Annotated in this window: 15 protein-coding genes and 1 tRNA gene; 1 reads left to right on the top strand and 15 read right to left on the bottom strand. The window is 57.4% G+C overall.

Going from position 1 to position 20,178, the window contains the following annotated elements; translation table 11 throughout:
* Nucleotides 1–62: 62 nt before the first annotated feature.
* From DXA66_RS04110 to DXA66_RS04090, 5 genes are all read right to left on the bottom strand, one after another.
* A complete protein-coding gene (locus tag DXA66_RS04110; RefSeq protein ID WP_118526970.1) occupies nucleotides 63–1,841 on the bottom strand; it encodes a hypothetical protein in 1,779 nt (592 codons plus the stop codon).
* Nucleotides 1,842–2,046: 205 nt separating this feature from the next.
* Entirely contained in the window at nucleotides 2,047–4,347 is a 2,301-nt protein-coding gene (locus tag DXA66_RS04105; protein ID WP_118526968.1) for an ATP-dependent Clp protease ATP-binding subunit, read from the bottom strand.
* A gap of 139 nt (nucleotides 4,348–4,486) precedes the next feature.
* Nucleotides 4,487–4,750 carry a TIGR03905 family TSCPD domain-containing protein gene (locus DXA66_RS04100; protein ID WP_005937268.1) on the bottom strand — a complete coding sequence of 88 codons (264 nt, stop codon included), beginning with the start codon at nucleotides 4,748–4,750 and terminating at the stop codon, nucleotides 4,487–4,489.
* Nucleotides 4,751–4,841: 91 nt separating this feature from the next.
* Complete coding sequence (locus tag DXA66_RS04095) at nucleotides 4,842–5,699, bottom strand: PHP domain-containing protein (RefSeq protein WP_118526966.1); 858 nt, start codon at nucleotides 5,697–5,699, stop codon at nucleotides 4,842–4,844.
* Nucleotides 5,700–5,763: 64 nt separating this feature from the next.
* Nucleotides 5,764–8,031 carry a hydratase gene (locus DXA66_RS04090; protein WP_371288191.1) on the bottom strand — a complete coding sequence of 756 codons (2,268 nt, stop codon included), beginning with the start codon at nucleotides 8,029–8,031 and terminating at the stop codon, nucleotides 5,764–5,766.
* Between the two features lie 283 nt (nucleotides 8,032–8,314).
* Here DXA66_RS04090 and DXA66_RS04085 point away from each other — a divergent pair.
* Nucleotides 8,315–8,398 (top strand) — tRNA-Leu (locus DXA66_RS04085).
* A 50-nt stretch (nucleotides 8,399–8,448) separates the two neighbouring features.
* Here the strand turns inward: DXA66_RS04085 and DXA66_RS04080 are convergent.
* The 10 genes from DXA66_RS04080 to DXA66_RS04035 all read right to left on the bottom strand — a co-directional run bounded on the left by DXA66_RS04080 (nucleotide 8,449) and on the right by DXA66_RS04035 (nucleotide 20,173).
* A complete protein-coding gene (locus tag DXA66_RS04080; protein ID WP_118526964.1) occupies nucleotides 8,449–9,966 on the bottom strand; it encodes a nicotinate phosphoribosyltransferase in 1,518 nt (505 codons plus the stop codon).
* A 224-nt stretch (nucleotides 9,967–10,190) separates the two neighbouring features.
* Nucleotides 10,191–11,705, bottom strand: coding sequence for an IMP dehydrogenase (locus DXA66_RS04075; protein ID WP_118526963.1), 1,515 nt, complete (start codon nucleotides 11,703–11,705; stop codon nucleotides 10,191–10,193).
* Between the two features lie 547 nt (nucleotides 11,706–12,252).
* Nucleotides 12,253–12,540, bottom strand: a complete 288-nt coding sequence (locus DXA66_RS04070; protein WP_005937246.1) for a hypothetical protein — start codon at nucleotides 12,538–12,540, stop codon at nucleotides 12,253–12,255.
* Between the two features lie 176 nt (nucleotides 12,541–12,716).
* Entirely contained in the window at nucleotides 12,717–13,454 is a 738-nt protein-coding gene (locus DXA66_RS04065; RefSeq protein ID WP_118526961.1) for an acyl-[acyl-carrier-protein] thioesterase, read from the bottom strand.
* A gap of 63 nt (nucleotides 13,455–13,517) precedes the next feature.
* Nucleotides 13,518–14,750 carry a PotD/PotF family extracellular solute-binding protein gene (locus tag DXA66_RS04060; RefSeq protein ID WP_118526959.1) on the bottom strand — a complete coding sequence of 411 codons (1,233 nt, stop codon included), beginning with the start codon at nucleotides 14,748–14,750 and terminating at the stop codon, nucleotides 13,518–13,520.
* Complete coding sequence (locus DXA66_RS04055; RefSeq protein WP_118526957.1) at nucleotides 14,750–15,595, bottom strand: ABC transporter permease; 846 nt, start codon at nucleotides 15,593–15,595, stop codon at nucleotides 14,750–14,752. Before DXA66_RS04055 ends, DXA66_RS04060 begins: the two co-directional genes overlap by 1 nt.
* The gene (locus DXA66_RS04050; protein WP_044953212.1) at nucleotides 15,595–16,410 is read right to left on the bottom strand and encodes an ABC transporter permease; all 816 of its coding nucleotides are present in this window, start codon (nucleotides 16,408–16,410) and stop codon (nucleotides 15,595–15,597) included. The genes DXA66_RS04055 and DXA66_RS04050 overlap by 1 nt, the downstream gene beginning before the upstream one ends.
* Nucleotides 16,411–16,419: 9 nt before the next feature.
* Complete coding sequence (gene potA, locus DXA66_RS04045) at nucleotides 16,420–17,466, bottom strand: spermidine/putrescine ABC transporter ATP-binding protein (RefSeq protein WP_097774916.1); 1,047 nt, start codon at nucleotides 17,464–17,466, stop codon at nucleotides 16,420–16,422.
* A 280-nt stretch (nucleotides 17,467–17,746) separates the two neighbouring features.
* On the bottom strand, nucleotides 17,747–18,730 hold the full coding sequence (locus DXA66_RS04040; RefSeq protein WP_118526955.1) for a DUF4340 domain-containing protein: 984 nt from the start codon (nucleotides 18,728–18,730) through the stop codon (nucleotides 17,747–17,749).
* A gap of 12 nt (nucleotides 18,731–18,742) precedes the next feature.
* Nucleotides 18,743–20,173, bottom strand: coding sequence for a Gldg family protein (locus tag DXA66_RS04035; RefSeq protein ID WP_118526953.1), 1,431 nt, complete (start codon nucleotides 20,171–20,173; stop codon nucleotides 18,743–18,745).
* Nucleotides 20,174–20,178: the final 5 nt, after the last annotated feature.

Genomic DNA, 20,178 nt, shown 5'->3' with positions numbered 1-20,178 from the left:
AATGTCCCTGCCCCGTACGCACAAAAAAGGAGCGGATGTCTCCGCTCCCTTCGGGGGGATGTTTACTGTTTGGGGAATGCCTTATTCCATGTCTGGATGACCTTGAATTTCGGGGTCCATCTGTCGGGATCGAAATCCGCATCCAAATAGCCCTGCTCCACGCACCACTGTGCAGCTTTGGCTGTTTCGGGGTCCGTCATATTGGCAAAGGCAGAAGCATTTTCCGGTTCCGGAAAACCCGCCGTCTGCCAGACCAGTTTTGCCAGCTGGGCCTGATTTTTGGGGATCGCCGCGCCCTCGGGCAGAAGATCCTGCAGCATCAGTTCCGTGATGATGGTGTAGCCGCCAAAGACAGCAGCACCCGCAACAGCTGCTGCCACAAGAGCCCCTGCGGCATCGGAGCTGTCGCCGCCCGCACCGGAATCATCCGGGATGGGGTCCGAGATGTCCGGGATAATGGTCAGGCTCTCGTTCAGGCTTACGATGGCATTTTCATAAGCAGGCGCTTCTTCCAGTTTTTCGCCGTCCAGCACCACAGTGTAGCCCACGCCTTCGGCCTGCTTATAGGTCAGTTTTAGTTTCAGAGGAGATTTCCCGGTTTTATTTTCCAGCCTCAGCGTACCGGCGCAATCCACATTCAGATCTGTTCTCCTCTCCTGGGAATCAATATCGATGCTTACATTGTTTGCACCGGAAATATGGACGGAATTTCCCAGTTCACCTTTGACCTCGATGTTCGGATTTTCGTTGCCTTTGAAATCCACCGAGCTCCAAAGATCGTCCTTAAGGTCGACCGTGTATGCCCTGCTTGCAGAGTCATAGGAAACGGTCATGTTTGACATGTCAGCCGGATTCTGCGGAGTATTATCCGGGGTAAGCAAACCGCTATACGTGTAATATTCCCAGAACACCGTCGGTTCGCTGCCGGTGTAAAGTTCCCAATTTGCCGTCACTTCCACCGCATGGTCTGGCATGGTAAAGAAAAAGGCCGTTCCTGTCGGGTCATCGGTAGTTTCTACGTCAGCCGGGAAAAACCAGCGGTTGAATTTCAGGCCCTTTTCTGGCCGGGAGGTTTTCACCCGTACAGTTTCACCTTTGTAAAAGGTCGTGTTATTCTCAGAGTTACTGAGTTTTCCTCCATGCACTGTTACCGGGTAGGTAGTTGCTTTCCGGACGCTGATATAAGCTTCCGAAGGATACCAACTGCGGCATACGAAAGGATCCCCCATACGGCTTTCAAACTGTTCCGTTTCTCTGTTGCTGCCGACATAAATTGCCTTTTCGCCACTATTAGAAGAAACGCAGACCGATATCCACTGACGGATCGCCATGCCGCCCTCACCCGTTGCGATCAGGGTCAGATCACCGCTGATATCGCCAATATCCGCTCGATCTGCCGCCATGGTTTCACCGGTTATGGTCACGTTGTGTGCACCGGTCACGGTCAGTTTTCCGCCGACAGCTGCACCGCTTTCTGTTTTCATCACTACATCAACATAGCCCGCGATGGTAGGATCTACCTTGATCGTCAGATCGCCGGCAACTGCCTGCAGGATCGTCAGGGTGCTGACATCCGTGCCACCTGTATACTGAATCCGGATATTATCGACCTTGGTACTGTTGACAAGCACCCTCTGGTCGTTGACGGTGATCCCGGTATCTTGCCCTTCATCTTCCTCGCTCAAAGCGGCAGTACCGTTCGTCAAACTTAACATATCTGCCGCAGCGGCATTGCCCGTTCCGTCCGGGGCCGCAGCCAATGTTGGCAGTGTCACCGACAGTATCATGGCCGAGGCCACAACTGCCGCCGAAGCGCGCTGGATAAGCTTGTGCAATTTCATACAGTTTTCTCCTTTTTGTTTCGTTTTATTTACGGGGGGGGGGTATGCTTTGAGGGAAGCATACCATATTTTTGCAAAAAGTAGAACAAAACCTGCGTGAATCGCGCCAAAACCTGCGTGAATCGCTTCCGCCCGCCCCCTGCAGACAAAAAAATACCGCCCCGGGTCTTGTAACTCAGGGCGGTCATTTTGGGCTTCAGATGCTTTACAGTGTTGCGGTTTCGTCCTCCCGCAGGACGATAGCACCATCCGCCGAGCAGTCCGCTGTCCAGTGCTGGCCCACGCAGGCCGTGCCGGATGCGATCTGATCCGCAAGTGCCTGCTCCACTGCCCTGTCCACTGCGCGGCGCAGTTCTCTGGCCCCGTAGGCAGAGCGGGCCTTTGCTGCCAGCGCCTGCCCTACCCGCGGTGTGTGATGCAGCTGGTAGCCGCTGCGGGCGGCACGCTGCTCCAGCTGGCACAGCATTTTTTCGGCAATGGCGCACAGGCTGTCGTCGGCCAGCGGACGGAATACGATCATCTCGTCCAGACGGCCTGCCAGCTCTGGCCGGAACCACTTTTTTGCCTCCTCAATGGCCTGCGCAGACTGCTTTTCAAACACGGCTTCGCTGCCCGCCGCAAAGCCCAGCGGCGTGCTCTGACCCGCCAAAAAACGTGCGCCGAGGTTTGAGGTGAGCAGTACGATGGTGTTGCGGAAATCCGCCTTGCGGCCCATGGCATCGGTCAGCTGGCCATCTTCCAGTATCTGCAAAAGGATGTTTTGAATGTCCGGGTGTGCCTTTTCGATCTCGTCAAACAGCACCACACTGTAAGGGCGGCGGCGCACTGCTTCGGTCAGCTGTCCGCCCTCGTCATGGCCCAAATAGCCCGGCGGCGCACCCAGCAGCCGGGCAGCGGTGTGCTGCTCCTGATACTCCGACATATCAAATTTGAGCAGGGCTTTTTCGCTGCCGAACCAGCTGACCGCCAGTGCCCGGGCAAGAGCCGTTTTGCCCACTCCCGTGGGGCCAAGAAACAGCATGGCACCCATGGGCCGGCCCGGCTCGCCAAGACCGGTGCGGCTGCGCCGGATGGCACCTGCCACTGCAGCCACAGCCCGGCTCTGGCCCACGATCTCGGCGTTGAGACGTTCTTCCAGCTTGTCCAGCCGTTCCCGCTCCTGCTCACCTACCCGCTCCACCGGAACACCGCTGGCCTGCGCCACCACATGGGCGATATCGTCCGGCATCAGCGTGGGCTTTGACTGCTTTGCCTGCTCGGCCCGGATGCGTGCCGCCGCACAGGCTTCGTCCACAAGGTCGATGGCCTTATCCGGCAGAAAGCGCCCCGGCAGATATCGCACCGAAAGCTCCACCGCAGCCTGCAGCGCTTCCGGCGGAAGGCAGACATTGTGGTAGCACTCATAGCGCGGCGCAAGCCCATTGAGGATATCCAGCGCCTGCGCAGGCGTAGGCTCCTCTACCTGCACCTTGCCGAAACGGCGTTCCAGTGCGGCATCCTTCTGGATGTGGGTGCGGAACTCTTCGGTAGTGGTAGCGCCGATAATTTGTATCTCGCCCCGGGCCAGCACCGGTTTTAAGATGCTGGCAGCATCGATGGCGCCCTCCGCCGCACCGGCACCCACGATGGTGTGGAACTCGTCTACGAACAGGATGGAGTTGCCGTCCCGCACCAGCTCTTCCAGCAGGTTCTTGAACCGCTCCTCAAAGTCACCGCGGTATTTGGTGCCCGCCACAAGGCTGGCCATATCCAGTGCCAGCAGACGGCGGCCCTTGAGCGCACGGGGCACACGATCCGTGGCAATGCGCTGGGCCAGCCCTTCGGCAAGGGCGGTCTTGCCCACGCCCGGCTCCCCCACAAGGCAGGGGTTGTTCTTCTGACGGCGGCATAAGATCTCCACCATGCGGTCCAGCTCTGCTTCCCGGCAGAACACCGGGTCCAGTTCCCGTTCCGCAGCACGGCGGGTCAGATCCCGGCAGTACTTATCACTGGCGCGGCTGCCGCGCGGCGCACTGACCGTGGTCCGCGTCTGATACGGCAGTACGAACTGCCCGGACAGCTGGCGGCACTCCCGCACGGCATCTGTGAGCTGCACGCCCATGGATGCCAGCAGGATGCCTGCTGTGCAGCCGTCATCCTCCAGCATGGCGCAGAGCAGATGTTCCGGCTCGGCCCGGTTCAGGTGCGCGTTCTGTGCCCCGATGATGGCGTAATCCATGGTGCGCTTGAGGTCCGGCGCAAGAGCGTAGCGATCCAGATGCAAAGCCGGTGCGCGGCGGCTCTCGGCCAGCTGACGGCGCACCTCCGGTTCCCGGATCTGCTTGCCCTCCAGAAACCGTGCTGCCGCCCCGTGATCCTGCTGCAGGATCGCCAGCAGCAGATGGCCGGTATCGGCTTTTTCGCAGCCAAGGTTCCCGGCAAGCTCCACCGCACTGCGCAGCAGCTGATCCGACTCGTGCGAAAAGCCCTTGTACCCGCCAAAGCCAAGTTTTTCCCAAATACTCATTTGCCCGCTCCTTGCTGATGAAATTCGTTTTCACAAGAAGTATAGCCCCGAAGCACAGAAAAAAAACATCTCTTTCTGTCGGGATGGGAAAACAAAAAGGAGATACCCGCAGGCATCTCCCCCTTCGCTGTTTGATTTTTCAGTCCATTTCGGCCAGAGCCTTTTTCAGGTTCTTGGCGATCTGATCCGGGCAGCTGGTATTGCGGAAGCCGCAGAGCGTGCCCTCCATGCGGTCGATCACATCTTCGGCCTTCATGCCCTTGACCAGACGGCAGATGCCCTTCAGGTTGCCGTTGCAGCCGCCAATGACCTCCATGGACGCAATGGTGTGGTCATCGTTCAGCACAAAGTTGGTCTGCTTGGAACAGGTGCCGCTGTTCGGGAAGCTGAATTCCTTGCTCATAGTTCAAAATCCTCTCTTTTTGACAGAAATCCCGACGAAGATCGTCTGCTTCTATTATAGAGCAGCGTGCCGGAATGTCAATGTGACCGGGTCACACATCAATACCGCGGCGCTTGTGGGCCAGCTCCAGAATGCGGGCCACCTGATCGTCTGCCGTGGTACAGGTACCCACCGGGTGCGGCACCTTGTGGTTTGCACCGTGGAAGTCCGTACCGCCGGTATGGATCAGCCCATACTGCTCACACAGAGCAGCACACTCGGCCCTGTCCTCCGGGCTGTTGCGGGGGTGCTCCACCTCAATGCCATCGATGATGCCCTCTTTGGCAAGCTGACGCACCAGCGGCATGCTCTTGTAAACGGTCGGGTGTGCAAATACCAGCACCGCACCGGCAGCTTTTGCCGTGGCGATCACTTCCTGCACCGATGGATACTTTACCTGATGCAGCACCACACCGCGCGGCTCCCAGCCAAAGAGATAACTGTACAGCTTGCCGTACACAGCATCGCACAGCCCCAGTTGGTGCAGCGCTTCCATAATGCCGCTTTTGAACAGCACACCGCTGTCCTTTGCATATTCCAGTGCCTGTTCCGTGCGGAACTGCGGGTACAGCGCTTCGATCTCCTTTGCGCTTTGCAGGCCGCACTCGTTGCGGCGCTGGCGCAGGATGTCGCAGTGCTCCTTCAGCTCCCGGCTTTCCGGATCCGGGAAGTAGCACAGCAGGTGCACGCGATGCCTATGCTCATGGTCATAGCCGGTCAGCTCGGTGGCCGGGAGCAGGCGCACGCCGTCCTGTACAGGGTGCTCATAGCAGTAGTTCACGCTGAGCAGGGTGTCGTGGTCGGAAATGGCCATGGTGTCCAGCCCCGCCCGCGCCGCCATGAGCGGCAGGCGGTGGATGGGCACAGAGCCATCGGAACAGGTGGAATGGTTGTGAAGATCGCCGGGCATGGAAAATGAACCTCCCAAGAAAGCCAGAGAAAGGCTTCCCCCAAAGAGGAAGCCTTCTATCATATCAGTGCTTATAGAAATTGATCAGGCAGCCGTCGGCCAGGATCTTGCGCTCGTCGGCGGTCAGCGGGGCCATGTACAGGCTGAACTCTTTTGCGGTGTCGCCCAGCACATAGGCCTTGATGTCCTGCAGGTCGCCCTTGAGGGCCTCGCGGACATTCGGGATAAAGACATAGTCGCCCAGACCGAAGGGCGTTGCGCCCACCAGCTGCAACGGCAGCATGCCCCAGTTGATGAGGTTGGAGCGGTAGCGCTTGGTGGCGTACTCGGTAACGATGTTGGCACCGGCCCCCAGCACACGCTGGCAGCTGGCCGCCTGCTCACGGGCAGAACCATCGCCGGGCTTGACGGCAAAGATGGTGGATGCGATCTGCACATCGTTCCAAGTCAGGTTTTCGCAGCCGGGCACCTTGTGCAGCTGGGCCAGCACCTCGGCGCTGCCCTCGCCTGCACGGCGGGCCTTTTCTTCGGCCTGCACGGCCTTGGCACGGCCCACATACTCCGGGTCCTTGCGGCTGAGGGTGAACTCGGCCAGGCCCAGAGGATTGGAACGGTAAGACGAAGTCTCACCGGAGGGGATCAGCTCGTCGGTGGTGGTGACAGGGTCGGTGATGTAAGATGCCACCTTCAGCAGCAGGTTATCGCCCAGCGGTGCAATTTCGGGCCAGTCCTTGATGTTGGGGCCAAGCTTGAGCAGGGCATCGTAATCGCCCTTGCCAAAGCCCTGATACACGCGGGTATCGTAGCTGGAAGGATCGTACTGATACTCCGGCACGGTGGGATCATAGTCGATATCGGTAGCCGGGGTCAGAATGCCGCCGTTGGCCGTGGTGGCCGCAATGCTGCGGGCATCCATCAGTGCCACACCGGAAAGCTGGCCGTTGCCGGGCTTGGATCCTTCGCGGCTGGGGAAGTTGCGGGTGGTATGGCGGATAGACAGCGCGCCGTTGGCGGGCACGTCGCCTGCGCCGAAGCAGGGGCCGCAGAACGCAGTGCGGACGGTGGCACCGCTGGCCATCAGGTCGTGGATGACTCCGGTGCGCACCAGTTCCATCATGATGGGCTGGCTGCCGGGATACACGCTCAGGGCGTAGTCACCGCAGCCGCCGGTGTGGCCCTTGAGGATGGAGGCAGCTTCATAAATGCTGTCGTACAGACCGCCTGCGCAGCCTGCGATCACGCCCTGATCCACACGCAGTTTACCGTTCTCGATCTTGCTGCACAGGTCAAGGCTGACATCCTTGCGGCCGATCAACTTCTGCACATCCTGCTCGCAGGCATGGAGAATATCCTCAAGGTTTGCGTTCAGCTCTTCAATGGTAAATGCATTGGAGGGATGCATGGGCAGTGCGATCATGGGGCGGATGGCAGAAAGGTCTACCTCTACCACACCGTCGTAATAAGCAAGGTCGGCCGGAGCCAGCTTCTTATAGTCGGCGGCACGGCCATGCACCGCAAGGAATTTCTGCGTCGTTTCGTCTGTTTCCCAGATGGAGGACAGGCAGGTGGTCTCGGTGGTCATGGCATCGATGGCGTTGCGGGTATCCTGACGCAGGGACGCAACGCCGGGGCCGACAAACTCCATCACCTTGTTTTTGACATAGCCGCTCTTGAACAGCTTGCCCACCAGCGCAATGGCCACATCGTGCGGGCCGCAGCCTGCAGGCAGAGAGCCGGTGAGATAAATTGCAACAACACCCGGACGGGCCACATCGTAGGTGCGGCCCAGCAGCTGCTTTGCCAGCTCGCCGCCGCCCTCACCAATGGCCATGGTGCCCAGAGCACCGTAGCGGGTGTGGGAGTCCGAGCCAAGGATCATCTTGCCGCAGCCCGCAAACTTTTCGCGCATGTACTGGTGGATGACCGCCAGATGCGGGGGCACAAAAATGCCGCCGTATTTTTTGGCGGCGGACAGGCCGAAGCGGTGGTCGTCCTCATTGATGGTGCCGCCCACGGCGCAAAGGCTGTTGTGGCAGTTGGTGAGCACATACGGAATGGGGAATTTCTCCAGACCGGACGCACGGGCCGTCTGGATGATGCCCACAAAGGTGATGTCATGGCTGGCCATGGCATCGAACTTGATCTTCAGGTTTTCGGCATCGCCGCTGGTGTTGTGGGCCTGCAGAATGCTGTAGGCCATGGTGCCGGTCTTTGCGTTCTCGATGGCTGCGGCATCAAAGCCCTTTGCTGCCAGTGCGGCGCTTGCTTCGCCGTCTGCAGGCACCCATTCACCGCGGGCATAGTATGCGCCGCCGGTGCTGCACTTGATCATATCCAACATCTCGATTCGCCTCTCTTTTTGTATTTCCCGCCCGCCCTATCTTGCGGGCACTGCCCCAGCAGAGCGGTACGCTGCCCGCTCTGCCCTCTTCTGCCGCGCTGCCAAAGCACGCGGCTACGGCCCGGAAAACCGTATCTGAGGGTTATTATACCATGAAACCACGGAAAGAAAAAGCACTTTTTACAAATGAATCGTGAACGGAGGATGAAGAGACGGGCTCCGTGCTTTTTCTTGACAAAGAAGCCATTCTATTGTATTATTATTAGCGTTGTATGCCGCTGTGGTGAAATTGGCAGACACGAGGGACTTAAAATCCCTTTCTGGAGACAGAGTACGGGTTCAACCCCCGTCGGCGGCATAAAAAGACCCCCCAAGCTTACGCTTGAGGGGCTTTTTATTTTGCTTATTTTACACCTTGCCGCCGTGCAGCTCTGCATACATCTTGGAACGGCACTCGGCCACAGCCGGGGTCATGTTCACATAGTGCTTATGCGGGCACTCCAGACGCAGCTCGCTCTCCCAGGTCTCCTCGGTGAGCTGCTTTGCAATGTAGGCCTTCTTCTCTGCGATCGAAGGCAGCTCAATGGCCAGCTGACCATTCAGCACATGCGGCACCAGCAGCTTTTTGACCTTGGTGGGGGTAATGGTGACGGTGCGCTCGATGGCATCGGAGTCCAGATTGACCATCGTGACGGGCTTGCCCGCCTCGATGACTTCATCATCCATGGCGATCAGGTCACACTGGGCCTGACCATTTTCATCGTAGAGGCGCCACGGCATCTTCTTGCCCGGAATGATGGCCTTGCTGGCGGAATCCGAGCACTTCATCTTGGGAGTGTAGCTGCCGTCCGGCTGCTTGACTGCCACCAACTTGTACACACCGCCGAACACGGGGTCGGAAGCAGAGGTGATCAGATTTTCGCCCACGCCGTAGGAGTCAAAATGGGCGTGCTCATACAGCTCCATGTTGGCGATCTTCTTTTCGTCCAGACCATTGGAAGCCACCAGCTTGATGTAAGGCTTACCGGCCGCATCCAGTGCCTTGCGCAGGCGCTTGGAGCCGCGGGCCAGGTCGCCGGAGTCGATACGGGCGCTCTTGACGCGGCGGTTCGGGTCGTTGGGGTATTTTTCGATGAGGTAATCGTCCAGTTTAATGAGGTTGGGCAGACCGCTCTCCATGATATTATAGGTGTCCAGCAGCAGACTGACCGAATCCGGGTAGGTATCGGCAAAGGCCTTGAAGGCATCAAACTCCGTGGGGAAGAACTCGATGAAGCTGTGCGCTACGGTACCCACAGCCTTGACCTCCGCGCCGAACTTCATCTCGGCCAAGCAGTTGGCAGTGCCCACGCAGCCGCCCAGAACAGCAGCATATGCACCATCGTTGCCAGCGCTTTCGCCCTGCGCACGGCGGGTGCCGAATTCCATCACGCTGCGGGGCGTGTGGGTGTTCAGGCCGGTGACGCGGGTAGCCTTGGTGGCGATCAGACTGTGGAAGTTCATGGTCTGCAGCAGGTAGGTCTCGATCAGAATTGCGCCCACGAGGTCGCACTCGATGCGCACCATCTGCACATGCGGGTATGCCACCGTGCCCTCGGGCAGAGCGTACATGTCGCCCTTCCACTGATAGGTGCGCAGATACTCGCAGAATTCCTCACTCATGCCCTTGGTGCGCAGCCACCAGATATCCTGTGCATTGAAGTGGTAGTTCAGCAGGAAGCGGGTCAGCTTGCGCTGGCCGGCGCTGATGGAGTAGCCCTGAGTATCCGGGTTCTTGCGGAAGAACATATCAAACACCAGCGTGGTGTCCTTGAATCCGTGCAGGAACAGGCAGTTTGCCATTGTAAATTCATAAAAATCCACGACCATTGCGGGGTTGTCGTAGTCCTCATCTGGAATATAAGGCACAACCTTGATTTCGTCCATGAATAGTATCCTCTCTTCTTTACACCCGGCAAAGGCTCCTTGCTGTCCCCTGCCGTTCTGACCTGTGGGAAGGTTTGCGCGCCTGCCTGTCTTGACAGTGCGTTTCTATCATGATATCACCAAACGCAGAGCGGTGCAAGCATTTTTGGAAAATCCCGGTCGATTTCCGGTAAGAAAAAGCCGCCCATACACAAACAGCACGGGCGGCTTTCAGAACAAACGTGTTAACCGTTGATGATATTGGGGGTAGCATTCTTCAGCACAACGTCGTGGCTGCCGCCCTCAACGATGGAGGTAGAGGAAACCACGGTCAGCTTTGCTTTCTGCTGCAGCTCCGGGATGGACAGAGCGCCGCAGTTGCACATGGTGCTCTTGACCTTGTACAGAGTGGTCTGCACACCGTCAGCCAGAGGGCCGGCATAGGGCACGTAGCTGTCCACGCCTTCCTCAAAGCTCAGCTTGCTGGAACCGCCCAGATCGTAGCGCTGCCAGTTGCGGGCACGGTTGGAGCCTTCGCCCCAGTACTCCTTCATATACTGGCCGTTGATGCGCACCTTATTCGTGGGGCTTTCGTCAAAGCGGGCAAAGTAGCGGCCCAGCATCACAAAATCCGCGCCCATGGCCAGTGCCAGCGTGATGTGGTAATCGTGGACGATGCCGCCGTCGGAGCAGATGGGCACGTAGATGCCGGTCTCCTTATAGTACTCATCGCGGGCCTTTGCCACCTCGATGACAGCGGTAGCCTGACCACGGCCGATGCCCTTGGTCTCGCGGGTGATGCAGATAGAACCGCCGCCAATGCCGATCTTCACGAAGTCTGCACCAGCCTCGGCCAGGAAGCGGAAGCCCTCGGCATCCACAACGTTGCCTGCGCCCACCTTGACGGTATCGCCGTAGTGCTCACGGATCCAGCCGATGGTGCGGCTCTGCCACTCGGAGTAACCCTCGGAAGAGTCGATGCACAGCACATCCACACCGGCATCCACCAGTGCGGGCACGCGCTCAGCGTAATCGCGGGTGTTGATGCCGGCGCCCACCACATAGCTCTTGTTCTTATCCAGCAGTTCGTTGGCGTTCTTCTTGTGGGAGTCGTAGTCCTTGCGGAACACCATATACTTCAGGTTGCCCTCGGCATCCACCAGAGGCAGGGTGTTGATCTTGTTATCCCAGATGATGTTGTTGCAGTCGTGCAGGGAGGTGTTCTCCGGTGCAGTGACCAGCTTTTCAATGGGAGTCATGAAGGTGGTGACAGGGGCATCATCCGGGGTGTGGTTGATGCGGTAGTCACGAGATGCAACAATGCCCAGCAGCTTGCCGCCCGGAGTGCCATCGGCAGTGACGGCAATGGTGGAGTGGCCGGTGCGTGCCTTCAGCTCCAGCACATCGTGCAGGGTAGCAGTGGGGGCCAGGTTGGAATCGGACACGACATAACCGGCCTTGAAGCTCTTGACGCGGCGCACCATGGCGGCCTCGTTCTCAATGCTCTGAGAGCCGTAGATGAAGGACACGCCGCCCTGACGGGCCAGTGCAATGGCCAGCTTATCGCCAGAGACCGCCTGCATGATAGCGCTGATCATGGGAATATTCATCTGCAGGGGGCACTCCTCCTCGCCCTTGCGGTACTTGACCAGCGGGGTCTTGAGGCTGACAGCTGTGGGGATATTCTCTGCAGAGGAATAGCCGGGGATCAGCAGATATTCACCGAAAGTGCGGGAAGGTTCTTTATAGAAATAAGCCATGTTCAAACTCCTTTTCTCTTAACGCATCAACATCAATCGGATTCATGTTTGCAACCTATAAATTGATTGTATATACTGTACCACAAAGCCAGCCGGAATACAAACCCCCGCCGCGCCAAACTTTGTAAATGTCCTTTGCAGAAAAACAGGCAAATTGCCCACCAAAATGGCGTAAGGTCATACTTTCCCGCATGAGAAGCCGGTTTTTGCGTGATTTATGGATGCAAAAAAGCTCGTCCAGAACGGACGAGCTTTTTTGCACACGAAGCGGGATACCGCCTGTGCGGCACATGGATCACGACTGTGAAGGAGAACAGCCGGAGGAGGAGAACCTGTGCCCGATATCCCAAAAAAACAAGAAGAAAAAGATTTCACACTCAGCTGGGCTTGTGCCCTTGCTGTAACCATATTGTAACTCTTTTGAAACCATTTTGCAATAGGATTTTGTAATTTTTCTGTAATTTCTTTTGTTAACTTTTTGTAGACACATATAAAACCCCTGCCAGAAAATTTCCGGCAAGGGCTTTGCAGATCATTCTTTATTTTCTTAATAGCACTTTTTGCAAGCAGTGAAGCCTTCCGCTTTTGCTTTCGATAATGTAACCTTTTCCGGGTCTTTCATATTGCTGCAGGTAGACTTGCTGTGATATTTTTTGCCGCCGTGCGTTGGGACCCAGACCATCTGCTCCGTCTTTTTGCCGGCAGAAATGGTCTGAACGGCTGCAGTGGACGGCTTGCAGGCCGCAGTCTGTACACTGGCGGCAGATGCCGCCGGGCACAGCAGGCTGAAGCACAGTACCAGAACGGCCGCAAGGACTCGGAGATGTTTTTTCATTTGTTTTATCCTCCTTTGGACAACGAGAAGATCCTTCTAATAAAAGAGTACTCCCTGTTCCTCAGAGGATGCAATTCTCAAAATGCGCCGTTTTTTCTGCACAGGTGACGTTTTTTGCATTGCTCGCTTATTTTCAGCTAAAAGCGGCGCAGCGGTTCTCTTGAGAGATCAACGATTTACACGTTTGTCTTTCCCACCTCCAGATAGCACTCAAAGCTGGTCTGGCCGTTGTGCTTTCCGATCACATACCAGCCATCCGCCGAAGGGGCATAAAACACCTCTGCCGTTTCTCCCATCGGGATCTCGCGGTGGTAGTTGATAGAAGCAAAGGTCACGGGGCCTTTGCGCATCACTTCCAGCGGCAGCGCATCGCAGACAAGGTCCAGATAGAATGCGTTGTTCAAATGGCCGTTCAGATCGCACTGGGAATAATGCACCGTCCACTCCCCTGCGCTGGTCAGACCATCTTTGCACTTGTGCAGCTGCAAAGGCAGCTCGTCCTCCACCGTATCGTTCCAGAAATTCTCCACCGTCCAGCCCGGCTCCCGCAGGATACGGCCCTCGGCAAGGCTTGCCACGATCCAGCGGCAGTCCACCATAGCCACCTCTTTGCCCTCGGCATCGGTCAGGTTGGTGATGCGTTTGACCGAACCGTGTTTGCTGACCTGCGCCCGGGAGGTAAGGGTCAGCGTTTCGGCACGCTGGGGCACACGGTCAAATTTCAGGGCCTGCTTGCCCACCAGAAAGGTCACACCGCGATCTTTGAAGAACTGGTCATCCATCCCAAAGGCGCGGGCGTGGTCTGTCGAAATCTGCTCCACATAGCGCAGCAGGGCGCTGGGCTTGAGCAGGCTGCGGAAGTCGGCATCTGCGTTCATGACTGTCATGGTCTCGGTGTAAAAGAACTGTTCCATGGTTTTTCCTTTCTATAAAAAGAGACCACTGCACGTTGTTCTGTGCAGCAGCCTCCTTTGCGTTTAATACTGATTGCGGTTGCGCCTGCGGACCTTGCGCCAGATGTTGAAGCAGGCCAGCGCTACCATGGCTGCCAGCAGCGCAAGGAACAGCAGACTGCTGCCACCCTCGTCGTAGCTCTTCATTTCGCTCCACTTCACGTCCAGCTCGCTGTTCACATCGTCGCTCAGGGCAGTGAACACCTTTTCCTTGGCGACTTTCTCTTCGGACGGATAAGCGATCTCGCTCTCCTTCAGATCCTCGTCCAGCACCTCCCACACATCCTGCATGGGGGTGGTGTAGCCGATGTACTCGGCGTTTGCCTTGCCGATGTCCGTCTCACACATGAAGTTGATGAACATTTCCGCAGCTTCCTGATGTTCACTGGCAGCAGGAATGGTCATGCAGTCCACGGAAAGCACGCTGCCTTCCTCCGGGAACACCCATGCAAGGTCGGGATTATCGTCGATCATGGTGATGGCATCGCCGGAGTAGTACACACCGACGGCTGCCTCGCCGCCGATCATCTTATCAAAGATCTCATCCATGACGTAGGCCTGCACCAGCGGTTTCTGAGCCTTCAGCTCTTCCACCACCTCATCCACCTCTTCGGTGGACTGCGGGTTGATATCGTGGCCGCTCTTAAAAGCAGCAATGGCGTAGGCATCGCGGCTGTTGTTGAACATCAGGATATTGCCTGCGTACTGCTCGTCCCACAGGTCGGCCCAGCTGGTGGGCGCTTTGTCCACCATGGTGGTGTTATAAATGATACCGGTGGTGCAGAGCATATAGGGCACGGTGTAGGCATTCTGCGGATCGTAATCCGGATCCACGTATTCCTGATCGATCTTTTTGAAGTTCGGGATATTGTCGTAGTTCAGAGGCTTGAGCATCCCCTCGGCGATCATTTTTGCCACCATGTAATCCGACGGAATGACCACATCGTAGTTGGCTGCGCCGGACTTGAGCTTTGCGTACATGGACTCGTTGGAGTCGAAGGTGGTGTAGTTCACCTTGATGCCGGTGAGCTTTTCAAAGGCCGCCACCACGTCCACACTGTCGTCCGAGCCGTTGGAGATGTACTCGCCCCAGTTATAGACATTGATGGCCATGTTCTGGCCCTTGAAGCGGGTCCAGTCGTAATCGTCCGATACCGAGACGTCCTCAGTGACTTCGATGGTGCCGGCGGCAAAGGCGGGCATTGCACAGCAGACCGTCATTGCCAGCGCCAGCAGCAGCACAGCAAAACGTTTCATCACATGCCCTCCCCTCTCAGCGCCTTCTGGTCGCGGCGGTAGCTGCGGCTCTCCATTGCGTTGGAGATCAGAATGATGCACAGAATGACCACGAACATGATGGTGGACAGCGCATAGATCTCCGGGCTGACCTTTTTACGGGTCATGGAGTAGATGGCGATGGGCAGCGTTTCCACCGTGCCGCAGTTGAAATAGGAGATCATGAAGTCGTCGATGGAATAGGTCAGGCAGATGAGGAATGCCGACAGGATGGCCGGGCTGATCTCCGGCAGGATGACCTTGAAGAAGGCCTGCCTGGGGTCGCAGCCAAGGTCGAGCGCTGCCTCATACAGCTTGATATCCAATTGCTTGAGCTTGGGCGTGACGTTGAAGATGACATACGGCACATTGAACGCGATATGCGCAATGAGCAGCGTCGGGAAGCCCATGATGGTATCCGGTAGCCAGGAGACACCCCCGGCAAAGCGCTGGTAGGCCACGAACAGCAGCATGAGCGAGATGCCGGTGATGATCTCCGGGTTGACCACCGGGATATAGGTGATGTTGGTAACGACAAGGCGGCTTCCGCGGCCCATGGACGCAATGCCCAGACTTGCCGCTGTACCCAGCACAGTGGCAATGACCGCAGAGATCAGAGCCACTTCCAGCGAGACCAGCAGCGCATGCAGGATGGAGGAGTTGTGCAGCAGGCTGGAGTACCACTTGAGGGTAAAGCCGGTGAAGAGCGAATAGCCCTTGGACTGGTTGAAGCTGAATACGATCATGTATGCAATGGGCAGGTACATGAAGCAGAAAAACAGCACGATATAGACGCGCTGCATCAGGCGCAGATGTTTCGTTTTCATCAGGACACGCCCTCCATTTCATCTTCATCAAAGCTGGAGGTGAAGCTCATGCACAGCAGCACAATGATCATCAGCACAAGGCTCATGGCAGAACCCACGTTCAGATTGTAGCTGTTGCCAAGGAACTGCATCTCGATCAGATCACCAATGAGCAGGTTGGAGCCGCCGCCCAGCATACGGCTGATAACAAAGGTGGACACCGCCGGGACGAACACCATGGTGATGCCGGTGCTGATGCCGGGCACGCTCATGGGAATGAGCACCCGGAGAAGGGTCTTGGTGGTGGAAGCGCCCAGATCCTGCGCAGCTTCCACCAGGCTCTGGTCGATCTTGGTCATGCTGGTGTACAGCGGCAGGATCATATAGGGCACATAGTTATACACCATGCCCAGCACCACCGCGCCGGAGGTGTTGAGCATATTGAAGGGGCCAAGGCCGAACACGCCCAGAACGGCGTTCACCGGGCCGTTGATGCTGAGCAGGCCCATCCATGCATAGGTCCGCAGCAGAAAGTTCATCCACATGGGCAGCATGACCAGCATGAGCATGATGTGCTGCTTGTTCACCCGCAGGCGGGAAAGAAAATAGCCCACCGGGAACGCAATGACCAGACAAATGACCGTGGCAATGAGGGCCAGCAGCAGGCTGCGGGCAAACACCGAGCCGTAGCCGCTGATGGAGGTGAGGTTATCCAGCGTGAAAGCTCCGTTTGCATCCGTAAATGCATAGTACACCACGATGATCAAAGGCACCACTGTGAACAGCGTCATCCATACAAAGTACGGATAGGCCAGCTTTTTATCGTAAATCTTCATCATTGCGGCTCACCCCTCTGAACGCGCCATAATGTGGATCTCGTTGGGGCCGATGCGCATACCAATGGTCTCACCGGGGGTGCAGGCGCGGGTGGAATGGATCAGCCATTCGCGGCCCTCGCACTCCACATGCATCTCAAAGTGGACACCCTTGAAGATGACATCGTTCACAACGCCGACAAGCTGGCCTTCCACAGGAGAGACCACCTCGATATCCTCGGGGCGCACCACTACCTGCACGCTCTGCTCGCGGGCAAAGCCGCGGTCCACACAGGGGAAGTCCACGCCGGAGAAGGACACCAGAAAATCCCGGTGCATCACGCCGTCCACAATGTTGGAATCGCCAATGAAGTCTGCAACAAAGGCATTCTTCGGCTCATTGTAAATATCCTCCGGCGTGCCGATCTGCTGCACCTTGCCGCCGTTCATGACCACGACGGTATCGGACATGGTAAGGGCTTCCTCCTGATCGTGGGTAACATAAATAAAGGTAATGTTCATTTCGCGCTGCAGGCGCTTCAGCTCCAGCTGCATCTCCTTGCGCAGCTTGAGGTCCAGTGCGCCAAGGGGTTCATCCAGCAGAAGGATCTCCGGCTCGTTCACCAGACTGCGGGCGATGGCCACGCGCTGCTGCTGGCCGCCGGACATCTGGCTGATGCTGCGGCGTTCGAAGCCTTTCAGGCCAACAACTTCCAGCATGTTGCGCACCTTGCGGCGGATGGTCTCTTCGTCCATCTTTTTGAGCCGCAGACCGAAGGCCACGTTCTCGAACACGTTCAGGTGCGGGAACAGTGCGTATTTCTGAAAAACAGTGTTCACCGGGCGCTTATAGGGCGGCACGCCGGTAATGTCCTCACCTTTCAGCAGCACTTTGCCGGAATTGGGTTCCAGAAAACCTGCAATCAGACGCAGGGTGGTGGTTTTGCCGCAGCCGGAAGGGCCCAGCAGCGTTACGAACTCTTTGTCATGGATGTCGAGGTTCAGCCCATCCAGAATGCGCTGACCGTCAAATTCCACTACGATATCCCGCAGTGAAACGATCACCGAGTTGTCCATTTTTTTACTTTATCCTCCTTGTAACTCAGATACGAAAAAAGACAGGGCCATGCCCCATCTCTCGTACCAGGGCGACCCAGCCCCGCACAACATCCATGACGACCGGAGAACCTGCAAAAGCAGGCTCTTATATTGCGCAGTTATTCTGCCCTGTCTCGTCTATCTTAATCAATCTTTGCTGAAATGTCAATCACTCTGCCGATGTTTGCCGAAGCTTTACACGCCGCAACAAAAAAACATGCGCCGCAGCGGGCTTTCCGCATACGGCGCACAAAGGTTTTTATTCAGCTTTTAAGGCAGCGGCCGTTATCAGAAGGGCCTGCACAGTGTCAAGGTCAACCGCATAGACGGAACTGTCCCCCTCCACCATCATCCAGCAGCCGTCTGCATTTTCGGCGTAGTGGAGGGTCACGGTCCCATTGGCAGAGACGGCCCGCACCGTTGCAAGCGGTGCATCAAAGCCATAGGCCGAAGGGTCGGCATCCGTGATTTGTGCGGTCACATAGCCTGCCAGAGCAGAGAGGATGCTCTGCACCTTGCTGTCGTCCAGATCGGCAGAGGGTTCATCGGCCAGCCGCCACACGGTCTGATAGGTGGTGGAATCGGCCGCACTTTCCGAGGAATCGCTCTCCGCTTCCGCAGGCTCAGAGACTGCATTCAGTGCAAGGGTGCCGCTGCCCGTCGTAATGGAAACACTTTCCAGCGCGGAGGCCGTCAGTCCCGCCGGGTTGAACGCGCCAAAAAGGTCCGCTTCGGTCAGCTCAAAGCAGGCCGCCTTGTTGCCAGAAACGGTGTACACGGCATCGTCCCCTGCCTTCTGCACATACAGATCTCCTGTGACCGGGTTCTCGGTGCCAAAGGCAAAGGTGTTCGTCTCGCCTGCCGCCGTCACCGTGACCGTAACAGCCGGATCGGCAAGGCCGTAGTCCTCGCCGGGCTGAGCCGTGAGCTGACGTTTGGCGTTCAGGGATGCCAGCGCCGTGACCATGGTATTGCAGGCAGATGCATCCAGATGATAGTCCGGGTCATCCGCCAGCGTCCAGCTGCCGGAATCGTAATTCAGGGCAAGCGTTTCGCCGCCATAGGCATACCGGATGCTGGTCACATCGCCCGCCGCAAAAGAAGAAAGCACAATGCTGCCCTCTGTGGCGGCGCTGGAAGCAGCTTCTTCTGCGGCATTGCTGCGGCTGACAACCCACAGCAGCCCGCCCAGCACCAGCACCAGCACCAGAAGCACCGCAAGGGTGCGCTGTTTTGTTTTCATGGCAGTGCCCCCTTACCTGCGGCGGCGCAGCAGCACCTCCACAGCACCTGCAATGAGCACTGCTGCGGGCAGCACGAATACGAACACCATGCCCAGCGTCATGGATGCGGAAGCCGGGACCGTGATGGGTGCAGCTTCCAGTGCTTTGGTGTCGATGAGCAGGCTCTGCCCTACCAGCGAAGCGGCACAGCCCTGCAGGAAGGTCAGGTTGCCCGGAATGGACTGGTACACCTGCTCGTTGTCCATGTTGGGGCAGCCGATCCAGATCACCTCGGCACCGGTGGAGTCATTGCGCGCCCATACGGCCAGCGAGAACGGGCCGTCGGTATCGCCGGCTTCCTTTGCGGAAGAAGAGCTGGCATCAAAGTTCTGCTTGCTGTAGGCATCCTCGGTGGTATACAGCAGCGGTTCCGCCGTCACATCGTCTGTCTCGGTAATGGTGATGCCCTGTGCCACCGAGAGCCTCACATGGGTGCTCTGATTCACGCCGTCCAGCGCGGTGCTTTCGTCGGCGGCCGCGTAGTCCGGGAACAGCGAGTACGGGTAGCCGTACAGCGCGTGGCCCGCATCGCCCTCCACCACAAGGCCCGGCTCACGCGCAAGGCCGAACTGTGCCATCACTGCATCCAGATTGGGCGTTTCGGTATAGCCGCTGGTGGTCAGCAGCACCTTGCCGCCGTTTTCCAGATAGGCCTGCAGCTGCGCGATCTCATCCACAAGGCCGTCCGCTGCAAAATCCGAAGCGGGGTCGCTGATGATGAGCAGATCACAGTCCTCCGGGATGGTGCCGGTGAGCAGATCCAGCGGCTGGGCATTGATATTCTGCGCCTTGAGCGCCTCGGTCAGCGAGGAGGTAAGCGCCTGCTCGCCGTGGTTGGTGGTGTAGTAGGCATGACTTTCTGCTGCGGCAGTCAGCTTGTAGATGGCAGAGCTGATCTGTTTTTCGCCGCCAAAGGTCACGTTGGCAGCGCCGGTGGTGTAGTAATCGGAGTAATCGTACTCGTAAAGTTCGGCGGCGTTCAGCACTTCGCTGTTCTCACCGCTGACCACGATCAGACTGCCGGTGGATGCATTCTCTGCGCCGTACTGCGCTGCAAAGGTCGGGTAAAGCGCCGGGTCCTTCTGCTCCCAGTGGAAGTGACCGCTCTCGTCGGCGTAGTGATCCAGCAGCTTGGTGATAATGGCATCCTCGCTGCCGGTCTCACAGAGATAATAAACGGTCACGTCCTGATCCAGGCTCTGCATCAGCTGCCTGGAGCTGTCGCCCAGCGTGTACATTTTGGCGGCAGAGAGGTCGAACTCGGTGTATTTTTTCGGGATGGCCCCCACCAGCAGATTGATCAGCACGGCCAACACGATGGCTGCTGCCAGAATGGCCGTGGAGTACAGCCCATTGCGGAACACCTTGCCGTTTGCGGAGGAAGAAAATTTGAAATTTTTCATGTTGT

This window comes from Faecalibacterium sp. OF03-6AC, from assembly GCF_003478175.1.
GTDB classification, from domain to species: domain Bacteria; phylum Bacillota; class Clostridia; order Oscillospirales; family Ruminococcaceae; genus Faecalibacterium; species Faecalibacterium taiwanense.
This window is presented reverse-complemented; position numbering and strand designations above follow the sequence as displayed.